14 protein-coding genes are annotated in these 17,565 nt (G+C 55.3%); 8 read left to right on the top strand and 6 right to left on the bottom strand.

Going from position 1 to position 17,565, the window contains the following annotated elements:
• Window positions 1-196: 196 nt before the first annotated feature.
• Entirely contained in the window at window positions 197-550 is a 354-nt protein-coding gene (locus tag GQY55_RS07070; protein WP_160039572.1) for a DUF488 domain-containing protein, read from the top strand.
• 157 nt (window positions 551-707) lie between these two features.
• Here the strand turns inward: GQY55_RS07070 and GQY55_RS07065 are convergent, their stop codons facing one another.
• Window positions 708-1,778 (bottom strand): LCP family protein, encoded by a 1,071-nt coding sequence (locus GQY55_RS07065; protein ID WP_160039570.1) that lies wholly within the window; start codon window positions 1,776-1,778, stop codon window positions 708-710.
• Between the two features lie 464 nt (window positions 1,779-2,242).
• Between GQY55_RS07065 and GQY55_RS07060 the strand changes: the two genes are divergently transcribed.
• Together GQY55_RS07060 and GQY55_RS07055 are read left to right on the top strand one after the other, a co-directional pair.
• The gene (locus GQY55_RS07060) at window positions 2,243-2,557 is read left to right on the top strand and encodes a PadR family transcriptional regulator (RefSeq protein ID WP_160039568.1); all 315 of its coding nucleotides are present in this window, start codon (window positions 2,243-2,245) and stop codon (window positions 2,555-2,557) included.
• Between the two features lie 16 nt (window positions 2,558-2,573).
• Window positions 2,574-3,188: a DUF2812 domain-containing protein gene (locus GQY55_RS07055; RefSeq protein ID WP_160039566.1), complete on the top strand. Its 615-nt coding sequence runs from the start codon at window positions 2,574-2,576 to the stop codon at window positions 3,186-3,188.
• Window positions 3,189-3,365: 177 nt separating this feature from the next.
• Here the strand turns inward: GQY55_RS07055 and GQY55_RS07050 are convergent, their stop codons facing one another.
• A complete protein-coding gene (locus tag GQY55_RS07050) occupies window positions 3,366-3,668 on the bottom strand; it encodes a hypothetical protein (RefSeq protein ID WP_160039564.1) in 303 nt (100 codons plus the stop codon).
• A gap of 313 nt (window positions 3,669-3,981) precedes the next feature.
• Between GQY55_RS07050 and GQY55_RS07045 the strand changes: the two genes are divergently transcribed.
• Window positions 3,982-10,827, top strand: a complete 6,846-nt coding sequence (locus GQY55_RS07045) for an alpha-amylase family glycosyl hydrolase (RefSeq protein WP_160039562.1) — start codon at window positions 3,982-3,984, stop codon at window positions 10,825-10,827.
• 59 nt (window positions 10,828-10,886) lie between these two features.
• Here GQY55_RS07045 and GQY55_RS07040 read toward each other — a convergent pair whose 3' ends face one another.
• Together GQY55_RS07040 and GQY55_RS07035 are read right to left on the bottom strand one after the other, a co-directional pair.
• Window positions 10,887-11,573 carry a succinylglutamate desuccinylase/aspartoacylase domain-containing protein gene (locus GQY55_RS07040; protein ID WP_268894994.1) on the bottom strand — a complete coding sequence of 229 codons (687 nt, stop codon included), beginning with the start codon at window positions 11,571-11,573 and terminating at the stop codon, window positions 10,887-10,889.
• A gap of 64 nt (window positions 11,574-11,637) precedes the next feature.
• Entirely contained in the window at window positions 11,638-11,940 is a 303-nt protein-coding gene (locus tag GQY55_RS07035) for a hypothetical protein (RefSeq protein ID WP_160039558.1), read from the bottom strand.
• 259 nt (window positions 11,941-12,199) lie between these two features.
• Here GQY55_RS07035 and GQY55_RS07030 point away from each other — a divergent pair, with 259 nt between their 5' ends.
• Together GQY55_RS07030 and GQY55_RS07025 are read left to right on the top strand one after the other, a co-directional pair.
• Window positions 12,200-12,724 (top strand): sigma-70 family RNA polymerase sigma factor, encoded by a 525-nt coding sequence (locus GQY55_RS07030; RefSeq protein ID WP_160039556.1) that lies wholly within the window; start codon window positions 12,200-12,202, stop codon window positions 12,722-12,724.
• Window positions 12,721-13,572: a hypothetical protein gene (locus GQY55_RS07025; RefSeq protein ID WP_160039554.1), complete on the top strand. Its 852-nt coding sequence runs from the start codon at window positions 12,721-12,723 to the stop codon at window positions 13,570-13,572. Before GQY55_RS07030 ends, GQY55_RS07025 begins: the two co-directional genes overlap by 4 nt.
• A 227-nt stretch (window positions 13,573-13,799) precedes the next feature.
• On the opposite strand, the gene GQY55_RS07020 is transcribed toward GQY55_RS07025, so the two are convergent.
• Window positions 13,800-14,264, bottom strand: a complete 465-nt coding sequence (locus GQY55_RS07020) for a general stress protein (RefSeq protein WP_160039552.1) — start codon at window positions 14,262-14,264, stop codon at window positions 13,800-13,802.
• Between the two features lie 111 nt (window positions 14,265-14,375).
• Window positions 14,376-14,957: an NAD(P)H-dependent oxidoreductase gene (locus tag GQY55_RS07015; protein ID WP_160039550.1), complete on the bottom strand. Its 582-nt coding sequence runs from the start codon at window positions 14,955-14,957 to the stop codon at window positions 14,376-14,378.
• Window positions 14,958-15,098: 141 nt separating this feature from the next.
• On the opposite strand from GQY55_RS07015, the gene GQY55_RS07010 reads away from it, so the two are divergent.
• Window positions 15,099-16,142, top strand: a complete 1,044-nt coding sequence (locus GQY55_RS07010; protein ID WP_236575479.1) for an AraC family transcriptional regulator — start codon at window positions 15,099-15,101, stop codon at window positions 16,140-16,142.
• Window positions 16,143-16,323: 181 nt separating this feature from the next.
• Window positions 16,324-17,508 carry a DUF4272 domain-containing protein gene (locus GQY55_RS07005; RefSeq protein ID WP_160039546.1) on the top strand — a complete coding sequence of 395 codons (1,185 nt, stop codon included), beginning with the start codon at window positions 16,324-16,326 and terminating at the stop codon, window positions 17,506-17,508.
• Window positions 17,509-17,565: the final 57 nt, after the last annotated feature.

The following is a 17,565-nucleotide window of genomic DNA, read 5'->3' as shown; positions in this document are numbered from 1 at the left end:
GTAATTCGGCAGGATCGGATCCAGGGTCTAATAACGTTGAAAAAAATGAGGGTATCCCTAAGGCCTTTGGCTTGGGATACCCATTTTTTCATTTTGTCATCGACGGCCGAAGTAGGGAACCGGCAGCTGAAGTGTATAACCCCCTTACGAAGGTCTATAATTTTACACATAAGGCTGAACGAGAAAGGGTGTCATCATGTCCATTCAAATCAAACGCGTCTACGAACCTCCCGGCAAGTCCGACGGCAAACGAATCTTGGTCGACCGGATTTGGCCGAGGGGACTTACGAAGGAACAGGCATCGATCTTCATTTGGATGAAAGAGATCGCGCCCAGCCATGAGCTGCGCAAATGGTTCGCCCATAAGCCCGAGAATTATGAAACATTCAAACAAAATTATTTACAAGAGCTTCAGCACGCAGAAGCCCGGAAGCTCCTGGACCAAATCAAGGAATGGTCCGAAACCGATGCCGTAACGCTGGTGTACGGCGCAAAGGATGAAAAGATGAACCAGGCCGTCATTCTTAAGGAAGTGATTGAGGGGATGTAAACGGATCGAGCCGGTTTGGTTCCGAGATGCGTGACGGCCGGGCTGGTTCAGCGGCGGGCGAACCCGGCGGATGCCCGAATCGTCCGTTTCATCCGGCCCATACGAATAATCCACAACCGGGTGCGGTTGTGGATTGTCGCGTATGCCTGCCGATAGGTCAGTTCGACGGTTTCGTATACAGTCCTAAATGTTTGCCCAGATCGATTTTATGTTTGGGCTTCAAATTCAAATTGGAATACAGGGCGTCCATCGCCTGCGTCAACTCTTCCTTGTTCCAATACACGAACGGACTTTTCCAGTCGCCCTCCACGGTCAGCATGTTGGTCGCGTCGGGCTTCATTTGTTTGAAATTGAGCAGCCAGCGTTTTAGCTGGTCCTCCGGAATATCCGTTTTAACGTTGTCGCCGATAATGTCCAGCATGTCTCCCCATTGGCCGATGCCGTTCAGGGAAGTGAGCTTGTCGAGCATTTGGCTCAGCACCTGCTGTTGGCGTTTGTTGCGGTCGAAATCGGAAGACGGTCCGGTTCCGTCGTTCGATTTGCGGTACCTGACGAAGTCGAGCGTTTGTTTGCCGTCGAGATGCTGCGGTCCTTTGTTCAGGTTAATATGGGTCCCGTCCGCCGTATCGTTGTACCGCATGTCCATGTCGACATCGATGTCGAGTCCGCCTACGGCGTCTACCGCCTGGCGGAAGCCGTCAAAATTGATGAGAACCATGTAATCGATCGGGATGTGAAACAAGTCCCCGAACAATTGCTTGGTTTCGGCCATTGCCGTCGCCTTGTTTTGGATGTAGTTATGCGCATAGAAATAATTTGCCTTATGGCTTGATTGGCCGGCCGGCGTAATTTTAAGATCGCGGGGAATGGACAGCAAGCTTGCCGATTTGGTCTTCGGGTTCAGCGTCGCGATCATCATGACGTCGGTATTCATCGTTCCGCCGCTTCCCTCGCGGTTATCGACGCCGGCAAACAAAAACGTCACCGGCTTTAAATCTTTTTCGCTGATGTTTTCGATTTCGAACTCTTCTTTGGGCACCTGATGTTCCGTTTCCTGCCGCTGCGGGGCCTGGTATTCGGCGGCCGAAATTTTATGTAGGGCTGACATGGCTTTTTGATGTAAATATCCGGCGTAGGATCCTGCGATCAAAAGACAGACTCCGATGACGCCGATCAGGCTAAGCACGATTTTACGGTAAACGCTTTTTTGTTTCTTGGGACGGGCCATAATTCCTCCAGTTCATGTTCATTAATTTTCGCCTTGAAATCGGCATAAAGTCGCAAATTCTACCGAAATAAACGAGATTCAACACTTTAAAATATACTATCAAATATGCAATCGATCAAATCTACGAGCTTATGTTAGAAGAAGCGGCGGCACGTTAAGCAGCCTCAGCCCCTTTCCCGAAGGAAGAAAGCTGAGGCTTGAGCCGTTGCAAAATATCGTCGCCTGCACATGCCGTGAGCATGTACCGCTTACGTCGTTCCCATTGGGCATTCCGGCTCTACGAGGGCTACGCGTGTTACGCTTCCCTGCACGCTTTTTTTTCGGGCATGAAATACTTTTACCCCTTTCCTTCGAATGAGTTGTTTTCCCGATAAAAAACAGTTGCAATATACAGTCGAACTATATATAGTGTAACTATACAGTTATACGATATAAAGAGGAACTGAATAAAAGGGGGACTTTTGTTGAGCAGAGACAAACATTTGCCGCTGACGGAAACGGTTTATTATATATTGCTCGCTTTGCGCGAACCGGCACACGGGTATTTGATCATGCAAAAGGTGGAGGAGATGAGCGCCGGTCAGGTGCGGATGGCTGCCGGAACGTTGTACGGGGCGGTGGAAAACCTGCTGAAGCAGAAATGGATCCAGCCGGTCCAAAGCGAGGACAGCCGCCGCAAGGTATACGCCATTACCGACCAGGGGCTTGCCATTTTGCGCCAGGACTTTGAACGGATGAAACATATGATTGAAGTGACAAACGCGATCATGGGATCGTAAGAAAGGAGGAACCGCCATGAAAAAGATGAAATTTTTTACGAATTTCGACCGTGAGGAACAGTGGTTAAACGAGATGGCCCGTCAGGGATACCGATTGGTCAATAAATCGATGACTTATGAATTTGAGACTGCAAAACCGGAGGAGGCCAATTACCGCATCGATTACCGGACCTTTAAAACCCGTCGGGATTTTGAGGACTACAAGGCATTGTTCGAGGACTGCGGCTGGACCCACGTTGCCGGGACGAAAAAATCCGGAGCCCAATATTTTAAGCAAACGGGCGACTGGGGAGACGAAGACATTTTTTCCGACGTCAATTCGAAAGCGGCGAGGTACAAACGCATCTCGGATATGTGGCTGTCGCTGGCTTGCAGCTTCATTCCGCTTTTTGCGGTTTTGATTTCGACGGGCGCGATTCAAGTGACCGCTATTGTGAAGCCCAAGCTGCTGTACTATACACCGGGGTTATGGGAGATGAGCGGGTCGCAATTTTGGAGGTCCTTCCTGTTTGAAACGCCGTTCGCCGTTATGAGAGGGTTTAGCTGGGCGGTCATTCCGATCATGATTCTCGTGTATGCCGCTTTTGCGTATAAAGCGAAAAAGGAGTATACGAAATCGCAGCAAGAGTAGAAAGAACGGGGTTACCCATAGATCAAAAGCTTCCAGAAAGTCGGCGGCGGCCGGTTCTTTCGGAAGCTTTTTTTGATCTGTAAGAATGTATAATGTTTCCGCGGTCCCGAAAGCGTATCTCAATCTGCCTTCGAAGCCAAAGCCCCACCTTGCGGAGTGATGTTGCGGCATGTTTTGTTAATCGAAAAACGGCAAACACAGACAGAACGCAATGACCCACAGCAGGGTCAGATTCGCCGTCGCATAAGCCCGTTTGAAGGCAAAACGATGGTAAAAAAACCAGCATATAAACGAAAGCAGAGGGCCCAGCGGATAACTCAACAGGATCGCAACGTAAGTGTAGACAAACCCATTGTGGGCCCCGGCGGGGTCGTCGAACGAAAAGGCGACGATGATCAGCATGAAGGGGTAAAGCAGCAGCGTGAGTCCGTATAAAATATTTAAAATAAGCAAAATCGTAAATGCGGTCCGGTTCTTCAAACAGGGTCCCCCTTTTCGAATCCAACTTGCGATCCAAATGAATACTTACGCTATTATATGGGAATTCCCCGAAAATACCAATTGCCCGAAAGATGCAAAAAAGGATGGCGAAATGCCGATAAAATGCCGGAAGAAAAAAACTTGGCGCCGATTGACGGGTAAGCGTTTTCATAATAAGATGAAATCAGTTTTGATTTCAAGCATCAGGGTTTGACATACAAAATGAATAAAGGAGGTTTATTTGCGTTTGTGCAAACGTTTGCTCAATGAATGAAGCAGATTTTGATCATCATTTTTATCAAGGAGGCCTTATATGAGCTATCGCAGAAAAAAACCAATCCGCGCGCTGTCTTTGCTATTGGCGGTCATGATGACAATCGAACTGATGGCCGGCGTTTTCCGCCCGGTTTTGGCCGAGGCGGCGGAGGCGGGGCCGAAAAGCACGTACGCGGAGGAAGGAAAAATTTATTTCCGGCTGCCGCAAACGCTGATTCAGGTCACGGCTTCAGGCGCATCCGCAGGATGGAATGAGACGGCGGAATTAACCGATCCGGACAACGACGGTACATACACGGCTGAAGTCCCCGGGCTGCAAGCCGGAGAGCAATACGCCTACGCGATTGCCGTCAACGGCGTGCAGCAAAGCGGTTCGCCCCTGACGGCTACCTCCGATGATCAAGGCATTTTGCGCCTGTCTTATACCCCTGTGTTGAAGGCGACGGGAAGCTTTGACGCTTCCGGGGGAGCGGACCAACACCCGCTTGCGCTCGAAAGCGGCACGTATCGCTATGCGACGGAGACGCTTCCGGTTGGGGAATATACGTATGCGTTTGTCGCTTCTTCCGAAGGGACGGGAGACATCCGCTTTTCCGACCCGGGCAACCCTCCGGCGGACGGCCCTGACAGCAAAATAACGGTAGAGGCCGCAGCTTCGGCACAGCCGTCCGCAGAACCTGCGGCGAAGGCCGGTCTCTCCGGGCTGACGCCCGACCCGCTGGTTGATCAACCGGGAGGCGCGTCCAAATGGGTGATCGCCGGCAGCTTCCAGGGCTGGAACAACAGCTCCGAAGAGACGCGAATGAAGCATTTGACGGGGGATTTTTATCAATATTCGACGGTCCTCGATGCGGGCCACCATGAGTTCAAAATCGTCAAAAGCGGCACTTGGGACGGGTTTTCGAACAATGGCAACAATTTTGCGTTCGATTTGGATGCGCCCGCAAAGGTGAATATTTACGTCAACGAAAAGCTTGGCCGGGCGCGCATCAATCTGCCGAACGTGCAGGGCCTGCCGCAATATGCGCCCAAGCTGACCGAAGCCGAATGGCCGAGGCTGGTGGGCAATATCCAAAAGCTGTTCGGCGAAAACGAGTGGGCTCCGGGCGAAGCGAAGCAGATGTTCGTCGATACCCGGTTTGACGGTTCGGTGTATGAACTGCAGCGCCCGGTGCCTGCAGGCAAATACGAGATGAAGGTGGTGCTGGGGGACCGGTGGGATGGAACCCCGAATTACGGGGACGACAACGGCAACAATTTCCTTTTGAACGTTCTGGATCCGTCCGACGTCATATTTTCCATTGATCTCAGCCAGCCGAAACCGGTGCTGACGACCAACTACATGCCTTCCGACGCCGCCTACGACGGCAAAATCAACAAGGGCAAGCTGTATTTCGATTCGCGTCAGATGACTTATAAAAAGCCTTTCGGAGCCGTCAAGGAGCAAACGGAAGACGTTACGCTGCGGATCGCCGCCGAGGCGGGGGACGTCCAGGTCGCGCGCGTGGAGCTGACGAATCCCGAGGGGATGTCTTCCGCTTACGATATGCATGTGGCGACTTCTTTTGGCGGGCTGGACTATTGGGAGGCCACGATTCCGAAAACGGCTTTTCAAGGCATCGGCGTATGGAATTATAAATTCATTCTCGTCGACGGGATGGCCAAAGTGGAGTACGGGGACGACAACAACCGCGGCGGAGCAGGCACGGCGGCTGACGACGGGGTGCTTCCGTACGAGCTGACCGTGTACAAAAAGGATTTTAAAACGCCGGACTGGATGAAAAACGCGGTCGTGTATCAGATTTTCCCGGACCGGTTCCTCGACGGCAACCCGGACAACAACCGGGCGAAAATCGTGGACGGTTACCGCGGCGGCGCCATGCCGGGCGAAACGATGACGGCGAAAAACGGGCATAAGCTCCAATTTTTCGATGGCGGCGTCCCGGGCGACCCCGTGCCGGAGGATGTTGCAGGCTCGTGGAGCGACGTGCCGGAAAACCCGGACCGCGTGCTCCCGCAAAACAAGCCTTATTTCCCGGATGCCAAGTCCGACGGCGTGTGGACGAACGAATTTTACGGCGGGGATATCCAAGGCGTGGCGAAAAAGCTGGATTATTTGAAATCGCTTGGCGTTACCGTCATTTATTTCAATCCGGTCGCTTGGGCGGCTTCCAACCATAAGTACGACGCCACCGACTACAAGCATCTGGATCCGATGTTCGGCGAGCCGGTGTATAACAAGCCGGGCGACCCGACTTCCGGTTTGAACTATGAAGCGACGAGGACCGCATCCGACCGCGTCTTTGCCGAGTTTGCCAAACAGGCTCGCGCCAAAGGCATCCGGCTGATCGTGGACGGCGTGTTTAACCATGTCGGCGACGATTCCATTTATTTTGACCGTTATGAGAAATATCCGGAGATCGGGGCTTACGAATTTTGGTCGAAGGTTTACGACAAAATGAATGCGGATTCAAGCCTGACGTTGGAGAAGGCCAAGCAGCAGGTGGTTGATTCGTTTACGTCCCAAATCAATCCGGCGACGGGCAAGCATTACGCCTATCCGGAAGACTTTGACTTTACGACGTGGTTCAAGGTATCGAACGAAAAGGTCGACGGCCATTACAAATACGAAGGCTGGTGGGGTTTCGACTCCCTGCCCGTCATTGACGCGCCCGAACCGGCTGCCGGCGATGCGGACGGTCTGTCCGGCAACCACGAATGGAACGTTCAAGGGTACCGGGATCAGGTGATCGGCCATGACTTGACGGGCCTATCGGATGACCAGGCGGCGCAGCGGATGCAGGAGGCCAACTCCCAGCGCTGGGAATGGCTCGGCGCCCGCGGCTGGCGGCTGGATGTTGCGCCTGACGTGTCCTCGGGCACGTGGCAGCAGTTCCGCAAAGCCGTCAAATCGACGGAGGGACGGACCGACGCCAACGGCGAGCCCATCGACGACCCGATCATTTTGGGCGAAGAGTGGGGCGTGGCGACGAGGTTTTTGCTTGGCGACCAGTTCGATTCGGTGATGAACTACCGCTTCCGCAGCGCTTTGCAAACGTTTGTCCTCAACGGGAACGCCGCCCAGTTCCATGAATCGCTGGAATCGATCCGCGAGGATTATCCGCAAGAGGCGTGGGAAGTCATGCTGAATTTGGTGGATTCGCACGACACCATCCGCTCGATCACCAAATACGACAAACCGTCCTGGGAAGAAGAGCATTTGCAGATCGCTCCAAGCCCGTCGGACCGGGCGCTTGGCATGCAGGCGCTGACGGCCGTTTTCCAGATGGGCTACCCGGGAGCGCCCACGATCTACTATGGGGATGAGGTAGGCTTGGAAGGCACAAAAGATCCGGACTCCCGCCGGACGTTCCCGTGGGAACGGGTAAGCGAAACCGGGGGAGGTTATGCGGGAACGGGGAAATACGCGGATCTGCTGGCCACCTACCAAAAGGCGGCTGAAATCCGAAACGACAACGAGGTATTCCGTACGGGCGATCTGAAGGTGGCCTATGACGAAGGCGACGTCATCGCTTATGCGCGCAAAACCGATGCCCAGGCGGGTCTCGTCATCGTCAACCGCGGCGGCAGCGACGCGACGATCAGCCTCGACACCGCCGGTTTTCTGCCATCCGATATCAGCCTCACCGACCGGCTGGGAAGCGGCACGACGGTTCAATTCAAGGACGGAAAAGCCGGTTTGACAGTCAAGGCGATGAGCGGCATGATGATGACTTCGGATGCAAGCCTGAAGGCCGTGCCTAAAGTGAGCGGACTGCAGGCCATCGGAGGCAACGGCTCCGTCGCGCTGTCGTGGAATGCCGTTCCGGAAGCGGCGTCTTACCGCATTTACCGCGCGCCGATCGAGGGCGGGGCGCTCGAGCAAGCCGCAACGGTGAACGGAACGGACTGGACGGATACGAACGTACTGAACGGAACGAAATATTATTATGCCGTGACGGCGGTCACGCCGGATGGGGAGAGCGGTTTGAGCGATTACGCATCCGCTACGCCTTTTTATCCGGTGCAATCGGTGGAAATCACAGGCACCTCGACGCCCGTGACCTTGGGGGCGGGGCATACGACTTCGCAAATCCAAGTCACGATCCACATTCCGGGATTATCGGATCATCCTGCTTACGCCGGAAAGGAAATGCCGGGGGCTGCCGCCAAGCTGGCTTTTTACAAGGAAGGCGATAACAAGGAGGATGCGGGCGAAACCAAGCTGCGTTATTTGGAAGATACGCCGGACGGGCGGAAGGTGTACTGGGCTGCGTTTGAACCGACGGAAGCCGGGACTTTCCATTATTTCGCCAAGGTGTCCACCGACAACGGACAGACATATTCGGAATCTGCCCCCGCAAATGTCGATGTCTATGCCGACCCGGTGAATACGACGCCGCCGGAAGCACCGGTCCTGGCTTCGATTGGCACCGAATCGAGCCGCGCGCAGTTGGCGTGGACCCACGCGGGCGGCGCGTTCAAATTCGAGGTTTACCGCAAGCAGGACGGGGGGAATTTCAAAAAGCTGGCCGTTCTCGATGCTTCGGCGCAGGGCTACACGGATTTTACGGTAACCAACGACACGACGTACACGTACCGGGTCGCAGCGATCGATGCGTTTTATAATCGGGCTTTCTCGAATGAGCAGACGGTGACGCCGAAGCTCGTCATGGTCGACGTCAAGCTCCGCTTGCATTTGCCGAGCTACACGCCGGTAGAGGATGATATTTACATCGCGGGGACGATCAACGGCTGGAACCAGGCCGGAGGGAAGCTGAACGTGCCAAGCGGGGCGACCACCCGGGACATCGTGGAATACGATTTCAAAATGATGGCAGGAAAACAGATCGAATACAAATATACGCGGGGAACCTGGGATACCGAAGCGCTGACCTCCCATTCCCGCGTGGCCGACGATCCTTCCGACATGAGCAACTATGCGTATTCCTCCGAAAATACGAACATGAAGCTGACCGTCAAAAACGAGGGCGGCAACAAGATGACCGTCAACGATTACGTCCTGCGCTGGGTGGATATGCCGATGATCGTTATGCTTCCGCGGACTTCCTACGGGGAGGCGATCGCCTACGAAACGACCGAGGACCGCTTTACGTTAAAAGCCAACGTTCCATACGGTTCGGCCGTGACCATCAACGGGCAGCCGATTCCGGCGGATGCGCTGGATGCCAAAGGGAACGTGGAGGTCCGGGACATTCCGTTGCTTCCGGGCATGAACCGCTTCTCCGTCCATACCGAGCCAAGCGCGGAAACGTTGAACTTGCCGTGGTACGAGGATAAAGGGCGGGCCGCAAAGGCAACCAAAACGATTGAGCTCGCCATTACGCGCAAAGAGAAGGAAGGCGAACCGAATCCGGTTCGCGTGACCGGCGTGACGATTGCTCCGAACGAGCTGCATTTGACGGAAGGCGGCTCCGTCGGAACGTTGACCGCCCGCGTTCAACCGGAGGATGCGGCCGACAAGGCGGTGTCGTTCGCTTCGAGCGACGAAACGGTCGCCAAAGTCGATGCCGACGGCACCGTAACGCCGCTGAAAGCAGGTACCGCAACGATAACCGTCACGACCCGCGACGGCGGTTATCAGGCACAAAGCACCGTCACCGTGTCCAACAAAGGCGGGGACGGCGGCAACGGCGGCCAAGAAGGCGGAGGTTCGGGCGGAGCAGGCGGCAGTGCGCCGGCCAGCTCTTCCGGCACTCCGTCAAGCGCGGGCGGCAGCCCTAGCGAAAAGGATGCTAAAACCGCCGTGTTCACCGTCGAACAGATCAAAGCGGCAGCGAGCCACCACGGCAATGGCAGCACTGCCGGAATTGATGCGGGAAGCGCCGATCGCGTGCTGCTCCCGGTTCAAACGGGAAGCCTGCTGCAAGGCGTGGCGCTCCAAGTGAATCGCGGTGCCGATACGGTAACCGTTCCGGCCGCCGTTTTGGAGCAGCTTGGGGCCGCTGCCGACGGTGCAGCGCCAGGCTGGCAAATTTGTCTGCAGCTTGCAGCCGTCGACGCTTCGGCGGTGCAGCAGCTTCTGTCGAAGGCGGGCGCGAAGTCCGGGGCGCAGCTCGCGAAGCAATCGGAGTGGTATGATCTGAAGCTGCTGCTGATCGATGGAAGCGGAAAAACGATGAAGGAGCTGTCGTCGTTTCATCCGGCTTTGCGCCTGAGCCTCAAAACTCAAGACCAGGCAAAACGGAACATGACGGCGATGTATCGGGTGTCGGACGACGGCGCCGTTGAATGGGTCGGCGACGCTTCGAACGCCGGGGGAGCCCTAACGGCAGACATTCGGAAGCCTGGCACGTATGCGGCTTTGGAATGGAGGAAGGGATTTGCCGATCTGCCTGCAGGCCACTGGGCGTCTGACGCCGTTTCCTACCTCGCTTTGCGCCAAATCGCAACGGGAACAAGCTCAGACCGGTTCGAGCCGCAGCGCAGCGTGACGCGTGCGGAATTCGCCGCCCTGATCGCGCGCGCTTTGGGGCTTGAAGCGAAGCAGGCGGCGGCATTTGCCGACGTGCCTGAAGATGCTTGGTATGCGGCGTCCGTTGCCGCCGTGCATGAAGCGGGCATCGTGCAAGGACGTTCCGAAGCCGTCTTTGAACCAAACGCGGTGATCACCCGCGAGGAAATGGCCGTGATGCTTGTCAGAGCATACCATGCGAAGCACCCGGCAAATTCCGGCGTGACCGGCGTAGATGCCGTATTTATGGACGCCGACCGGATCAGCCCATGGGCGCGCGAAGCCGTGCAAACGGCAGTCAAGCTGGGATTGTTGACAGGCAGCGGAAACGGTCTGCTCCTTCCGCAAGGAACGACAACCCGCGCAGAAAGCGCCCAGGTCATTTACCGTTTGTTAACAGGAAAATAAGCATGTATAAAGACCCCTGACTTGACTTGTCAGGGGTCTTCTTGGGTTTCGATTCGGGATCAAACCATTTCAGCCTCCCTGAGAAAATGTTTGATAATCCGAATCTGGTAAGATTTGCGGACATGAAATGGAAGGCTCCAGCACGTTTCGACGGTAACGGTTTTGGCATGAATCAGGCGGGCCGCCGCCGTTCGGGACGAGCCCGACAACGGATGCAGGCGCAGGTGGAATTGATGGGAAGGGGATTGCAGGGCAGAGTTCACCCGTTGGATGACACGCCGGGCGGCGGGGACGACCGGATTGACGGCGTCGGTGACGAGCGTCTGCCCAAGCACCTTGGCGTCGTGCTTCGACAGCCCGTTGGCTTCATGGAGGTCCAAATACCAGGAAGGTTTGTAGGTTTTCATTAGCTGAACGATCGCTTGGGACATCGGATGGGTGGCCGGACGTTTCGGCCCTTTCGGAAAAGTCCGGTTCAGGTCGGGAACGCCGCGGATTCGTTTGCGGTAGGCTTGGGGATTGGCGATGGGCACGATGATCAGCTTGCCTCGGGCAATGCGGAGCCGCCGATTCCGAAGCTGTCCCACCAGCTGGCGCGCGGAATGGATGCTTGCCGTTTCATTGCCGTGGATTCCCGCAACAATCATCATGACGGGACCGTTTCGCCCTCCCGGAACGATGTAATAAGGTGTGGCATGGGAAGTGCCCGCGGCCAACGTATGGTTCTGGACGGTCATGGCCTTCATCTCCCTTCTGGATTAAGGTATGCGTCCGGAAGGCCGAAGGTACAGGCATTTGCCAAATCATAAGTTACTCCAGCGACAATGACATATAAATGAATGCAATATAGGCAGCGACCGGCAGGCTTAGTCCGATGAACAGCGACACGTAAAACCACGGGGAGCGCAGCGCATGCCCGATGCTTGGTTCGCCATTCGCTTCGTTGCGGACCTGCCGGTTGCCGTCGGCTTCGGCTTTTCGAATCTGCTTCGAGAAGCTGTCCACCAAACGTTCCGCTTGATCCTCCCGGAGCGCCGACAATGCCTGCCATAGCTCCGCATGTTTTTTCCGCAGCTCCTCCAGCCGCTTGTTTTCCTTAACTTCCTCCGTCATGAGTCACCCCGTCCTTTTCCCTCTTGGCTCAGGGATTCGTTTATTGTATATAACATAAAATAGGTCTCCAAAGTTACGACCGAAATCGACGGAGCTGCGGCCTGATTCCGATCCGTTTTCGATGGTTTCCTTTTATTCGCAATGATGTATTTGAAACTTTTTTGGTGTTTCCCCAGTCAAACGGGCATAAGCGGCACTCAAAGACCCGGGCCCGGGATGAGAACCGCGGGGCGAAACGCGCCTTTGAAGTCGTCAGGGGGTGAATCAACTGAACAGCAAAAAGGGAGCAATCACGGAGCGGCAGTTTGGCGAGCGGATCGAAGCCTGCAAGGAAAAGCTCTACCGCTTTGCGTACTGCTACGTGAAAAACGAACAGGAGGCTTTGGAAATCGTCTCCGAAGCAACGTACAAAGCATATCTATCGTTCGGGAAATTGAAAAACCCGGAATATTTTGAAACCTGGATCAGCCGGATCGTCATCCACTGCGCGCTCGACCATATGAAAAGAAAGAAAAAATATACGTATACGGAAGACGGCACGGCGGAATTTGCGGCGAAAGAAGACCCGGTTTCGTTGGAGGAGAAATGGGATCTGTATGACGCGCTGGATCAGCTGAAGCCGGAAGACAAGGCTTTTATCATATTGAAATATTTTGAGGATAAACGGTTCAAGGATATGGCGGAAGTGCTGTCCCTGCCGGAAAACACCGTCAAAACGAAGCTGTACCGGATTTTGGGCAAACTCAAAAAACATTTGATCAAGGAAGAGGTGGATGTACAATGACGGGGAAAGAACGCTATGACGACATCGAGATCCCATCCCGTCTTTCCGGGGTCATTCAGGACGCCATGAAGCGGGGACGCGCCCATAATCGGAACATGGCATGGATCCGCGGCTCGTCCGCTCTCGTGGCGGCCTGCGCCGCTTTCATCATCACGGTGAACGTGCCCGGCGTGGCCATGGCGTTGTCGGATGTCCCGGTCATCGGGTCGATCGTCAAAGTGCTGCAGGTGGGAAGCGGCGGCGAACGCACCGACGGGGTGTCCGTGACCACGACGGCGGAGGAAAATTCGCTGAACATCCATTTCACGATCGATGGCGAACGGACGGCGAGCGCGCCGGCTTATACGGTCGAACGCAAGGAAGCGCCAAACCGCCTGATATTTACCTTTAACGGCGTCCGGAACCTGGATATGGAAAAGCTGGAGCGGGACATTCGCGGGCTCTCCAATGTAAAGGACGTTTACAGCAACGTGATTTTGGACGACTCCGCGGTCCGGTTTGTCGTCGAGCTGGGCGACAACATCGATTATTCCGTGTCGGAATACCGGCAGCCGGGCTATATTCAGCTGAAGCTGTTTGGCGCAGCGAAACAGGAAAAAGCGCATGAGGTTTATTTTGTCCGCAGCCAGGAACTGGAGCAGGGAGAAGCGCTGGCGATCCTTGAGGAGCAGTATGCCGGAGACGGCAGCAGCGTCATCAAAACAAAAAACGGCAAATTTGCCGTTGTCATGGGCGGTTTTGCTTCCCGCGGCGAAGCCGAGGAGCTGCTCCGCAAATTATCCGCCAGAGAGGATTACGCTGAGCCGCTTCACGTCGATCAATGGATGAGCAATGAACATCCGGATTAAGGCATGAAGCGGGGGGACGGCCTGCGGTTACGGACCGTTGTTCGGTTCCGGGCCAATGCCGATGGCCGCGCTTGCTTCACGCGATGATAGCCAGTCCCGAAATGTAAAAAGGACAGCGGCGTGCTGTCCTTTTCAAGTTTCGAAGGTTGCCGGCAGGAAGGCTCTCTTTTTGCGGAGCTTCCTTTGCCGGCATTTCTTTTATTCATCTACACTTTTATTCATCTACATTAGGAGTCGTCTCTTTGTCGGGCCCGGGCTTCCCCGCCTTTGCGGCCCGCTTCCTCGCGGCTCATTTTGCCATCGCCGCCTCCGTCGTTATCGCTTCTCGCTTCGCCGCCCTTGCGGCCGATTTCCTGGTAGAAATCGCGGTCATGGGAATCCGACGTCGCTTCGCCGCCCTTACGGCCGATTTTCTGATAAAAATCACGGTCATGGGAATCCGACGTCGCTTCGCCGCCCTTACGGCCGATTTCCTGATAAAAGTCACGATCATGGGAATCCGCTGTCGCCTCGCCGCCTTTGCGGCCGATTTCCTGATAGAATTCACGGCCATGGGATTCCGACGTTGCCTCTCCGCCTTTACGGCCGATTTCCTGATAAAAATCACGGTCATGCGTTTTGGCGGTTGTCTCGCCACCCTTGCGTCCGGCTTCTTCGAGTGTCATCTTACGGTCATCCTTATTGTTTGCCATTTCGAATCACTCCTTTTAGGGTATTGAGTATTGCGTGTGCACTCTTTACTTACCCGTGCATCGGGATCTGAAACATCCGATTTGCGCTGGAGAAGGGTGGCCCGATTCCTGCTAAGCCAGCTTCGCCCCAAGCGCCTCCGCCTTTTCCAGCCAGTGTTTGCGCTTTTCGGCGGACAACATTTTCACCTTGTTGATTTCGGTAATCCGCACCGGCCGAATGCCGCTGAACTGCAAAATGCCGCGTTTCATGATGACATGCCCCGCCCGCCTGAGCGCGAGGCGGTAATACCAGGATGGGGAGTCCATCGTGACGAGCAGCCGGGCCGTTTTTCCTTTGAGGAGCTTGTTGACCGCCAGCGAATCCGGAGCGGACGCAAACGCAAATCCCGGCAGGAATACGCGGTCGATAAAACCTTTCAGGAGAGCAGGCATCGTCCCCCACCAGGTCGGGTAAACCCACACCAGATGGTCCGCCTGCAAAATGGCCTCCCGCGCCTGAATAAGGTCGGGTTCGAGCTCCGTCCGCTTCCGATAGCCGTATTGCAGAATCGGATCGAACCTCATGGCGGCGAGGTCCAGGAGCTTCACGTCAGCGCCGGCAGCCTTCGCCCCCCTGATGTAGGCTTGCGCAAGGGCGTGGCAGTAGCTTTCGGGATCGGGATGGCCGACGATGACCGTCATATTTTTGTGCATAGTTTGTTCCCCCTTATCGAAACGGCGTCGTGTAAAATAGAACTGAACCCATCATAACGGGAACCAAGTGGCAAGCGACATGAGGAAACGCGCGAAAAACTTGATCATTTGCGCTGGTTGGGAGGAAACGGATTGAAGACAATGGATGTACCGGTCACGCTGCTGTGGCCGATCCGCAAATCGATGGCCGCGAAAGGGCTCGACTGGGAAGCGTTTTGCGCTTATGCCGGTATCGACGTCGGGCTGCCGGGACGCACCGACGCGAGAATCGAAACGGAAGAACTCGAACGGATCATGCAGTCAGCGGCCGATTATACGAAAGACCCGGCGTTCGGCCTTCACCAAGGACAAGCCATGCACCTGACCGATCTCGGGGTGCTTGGATACGCGATGCTGCATTCCAAGACGATCGGCGATGCATTGGCGGCTTATCAAAAATACAATGACGTCGTCTGCGGCCAATATAACGCCGAGATTGAAATTGCGGGGGATGAGGCGGTTGTCCGTATGGTCCCTCGGCAGTCCGGGCGCGGTTTCAGCCGGCACTGCATCGAAGACATGGCGGCTTCCCTTGTCCAAATCATCCTTCAGCTGAGCGGCAAACCGGTTAATCTTACCGAAGCAAGCTTCTCGCATGCCCGCCAGGCGCCTGCCGAGGCTTATGCCGCAGCGTTTGGCGGTGTAATCCCTCTTTTTGGGCAGGAACATAACGCGCTTGCATTCCGCAAGGAAGTGCTGGACTACCCCGTATTAGGCGCGGATTCCCGGCTGTTTGCGGTTTTTGAGGGCGTGGTGGAGGACGTGCGGAAGACGCTGGTCCAAGGTTTGGTGCTGTCATCGCGTTTGCGGGAATGGATTTTGTCGTCTATGCCATTCTTTTTCCCGACTCTCCAGGACGCAGCCAAGGAAATGCGGATGAGCGCAAGAACGCTCCAGGCCCGGCTGAAGGAGGAAGGGACGACGTATAACCGGCTCGCAAACGAAGTGCGAAGGGAATTGGCGATCCGCTATTTGGCGCGGCCGGAACACACGGTAACGGAAATTGCCTATTTGCTGCATTTTTCCGAACCGAGTTCGTTTCACGCGGCTTTCAAAAAATGGACGGGAAAAGCGCCGGGAGAATATCGGGCGGAGAACGGACACATCGCATCGCCCCAAGCGGCATTTGGGATGGCATCTGATTAACCAGCCGGCGCGGACTCTTCCAGGAAATAGAAGGTTTTGTTAAGATAGGAGAGGTTGGGCTTCGAGGATGGTTAGGCGCAAAACCGCAAAAAGGGTGCCGCCAACTAGTCGGGAGTTTAATTTTTACGGCGTAAACGGTTAAGGGATGGACGAACCGTCGCTGACAGGAGGGGGAACGTTTTTGGCTTATTTTACGATATTTGCATCCCGAAACGATATTAAGGATATCGGCGGGCTGGTTCATGAGGTTTTTGCCGACGGCTTTAAAGTAACGGGCGGGGCTCCGGGAGAAAAGGAGATGACGGTTCATCCGAAAGGCTGGTTTAAAAACAACAAAATAACGATTCGCGTCGCCTCGGAAGATACCGATCCGGATTATTTCGCGAACAATATTCCAGGGATGACGGGGTTTTACGACCGCATTCCGTTTGCTGACGAGGATTTAAAACGCCGCGTCATGATACAGATTTCCGTGATCAATACGATGCTGGCGATCGAAACGGAAAAAGAATACGGCAAAGACGACTTGGAACGCTTTATCAAGCTTGCCGCAAAAGTGGACGGCATCGGGTTTATTCCCGACGGCACGCTGCTGGACCGGGATGGGCGGGTCATCGTGTATCCCGACGGAAGCTCCGATGCTGCCGATTTCAGTCCGCGGGCATGCACGAGAAAAATCCGGGGCGAGGACCGTACGACGCCGGAGGGCGCGGAGCGAAAGCAAAGAAGTTTGGCCTATCTGAAGGAAAAGCAAGTTCCGTACGTGGAGCACCTGCCTGAACTGCCTCCGCTTAGCGAGCTGAAGGTCAGATCAAGAGAGGAGATCGCCCGCCGGGCCGCGGCGCTGCTGATCGTCATCCAATACGCGTGCGACGTCGCGCAGGAGGGGGATTTGGCGGAATCGAAAGCTTTTGTGACCGGTCTGCTCGATCGATTCGGGGTCAAGGATGCATTGACCGAAGCCGAAAAAGATTTGCTGGAGCAGGCGGAGCCCGAATATCAGGATGCGGTCAATCTGGTCTGGCAATACGAGGCTTATTGGGCGCTGCTCTGGGCGCTTGGGGTGGTGGATTCGCTTGATTTTCCGGATCATCCATGCGACTCCAAAGCGGCGATTGAGGCGGTATCGAGCTGCAGCGGTTTCGACGAGTTTTTGGAGCGGACGGCGCTTCGGCGCGCGGAAGACATGTTGGACGAAGCGGACAAAATCTACCGCTTGCATTGGGCCTGCGTCAATGACCGGATTCGTGGCAGGGAGCCTGCGGCCGGCCTGAACGAAAGCGTCGTGATGGAGCGCCGCCGGGCGCTGTTCTGGATGATCGGTTACCGGGACGAAGCATGGGACGATATTAGCATGGATACATAGTGGAAAGCCCAAAACGTAAGGGGGATGCTTCAAGGTCGGCCGACCTTGGAAACATCC

Origin of the sequence: Paenibacillus sp. USDA918EY (assembly GCF_009870825.1) — a bacterium.
Classification (GTDB): Bacteria; Bacillota; Bacilli; order Paenibacillales; family Paenibacillaceae; genus Paenibacillus_AQ; species Paenibacillus_AQ albilobatus.
The sequence above is the reverse complement of the archived record's forward strand: the minus strand, read 5'-3'. Positions and strand labels throughout refer to the sequence as shown.

Bases quoted from the DNA above. Each gene is read 5' to 3' on its own strand.
- GQY55_RS07070 (WP_160039572.1), top strand. From the start codon at position 197: ATGTCCATTCAAATCAAACGCGTCTACGAACCTCCCGGCAAGTCCGAC.
- GQY55_RS07010 (WP_236575479.1), top strand. From the start codon at position 15,099: ATGGATGTACCGGTCACGCTGCTGTGGCCGATCCGCAAATCGATGGCC.
- GQY55_RS07045 (WP_160039562.1), top strand. From the start codon at position 3,982: ATGAGCTATCGCAGAAAAAAACCAATCCGCGCGCTGTCTTTGCTATTG.
- GQY55_RS07020 (WP_160039552.1), bottom strand. From the start codon at position 14,264: ATGGCAAACAATAAGGATGACCGTAAGATGACACTCGAAGAAGCCGGA.
- GQY55_RS07015 (WP_160039550.1), bottom strand. From the start codon at position 14,957: ATGCACAAAAATATGACGGTCATCGTCGGCCATCCCGATCCCGAAAGC.
- GQY55_RS07065 (WP_160039570.1), bottom strand. From the start codon at position 1,778: ATGGCCCGTCCCAAGAAACAAAAAAGCGTTTACCGTAAAATCGTGCTT.
- GQY55_RS07025 (WP_160039554.1), top strand. From the start codon at position 12,721: ATGACGGGGAAAGAACGCTATGACGACATCGAGATCCCATCCCGTCTT.
- GQY55_RS07035 (WP_160039558.1), bottom strand. From the start codon at position 11,940: ATGACGGAGGAAGTTAAGGAAAACAAGCGGCTGGAGGAGCTGCGGAAA.
- GQY55_RS07040 (WP_268894994.1), bottom strand. From the start codon at position 11,573: ATGAAGGCCATGACCGTCCAGAACCATACGTTGGCCGCGGGCACTTCC.
- GQY55_RS07055 (WP_160039566.1), top strand. From the start codon at position 2,574: ATGAAAAAGATGAAATTTTTTACGAATTTCGACCGTGAGGAACAGTGG.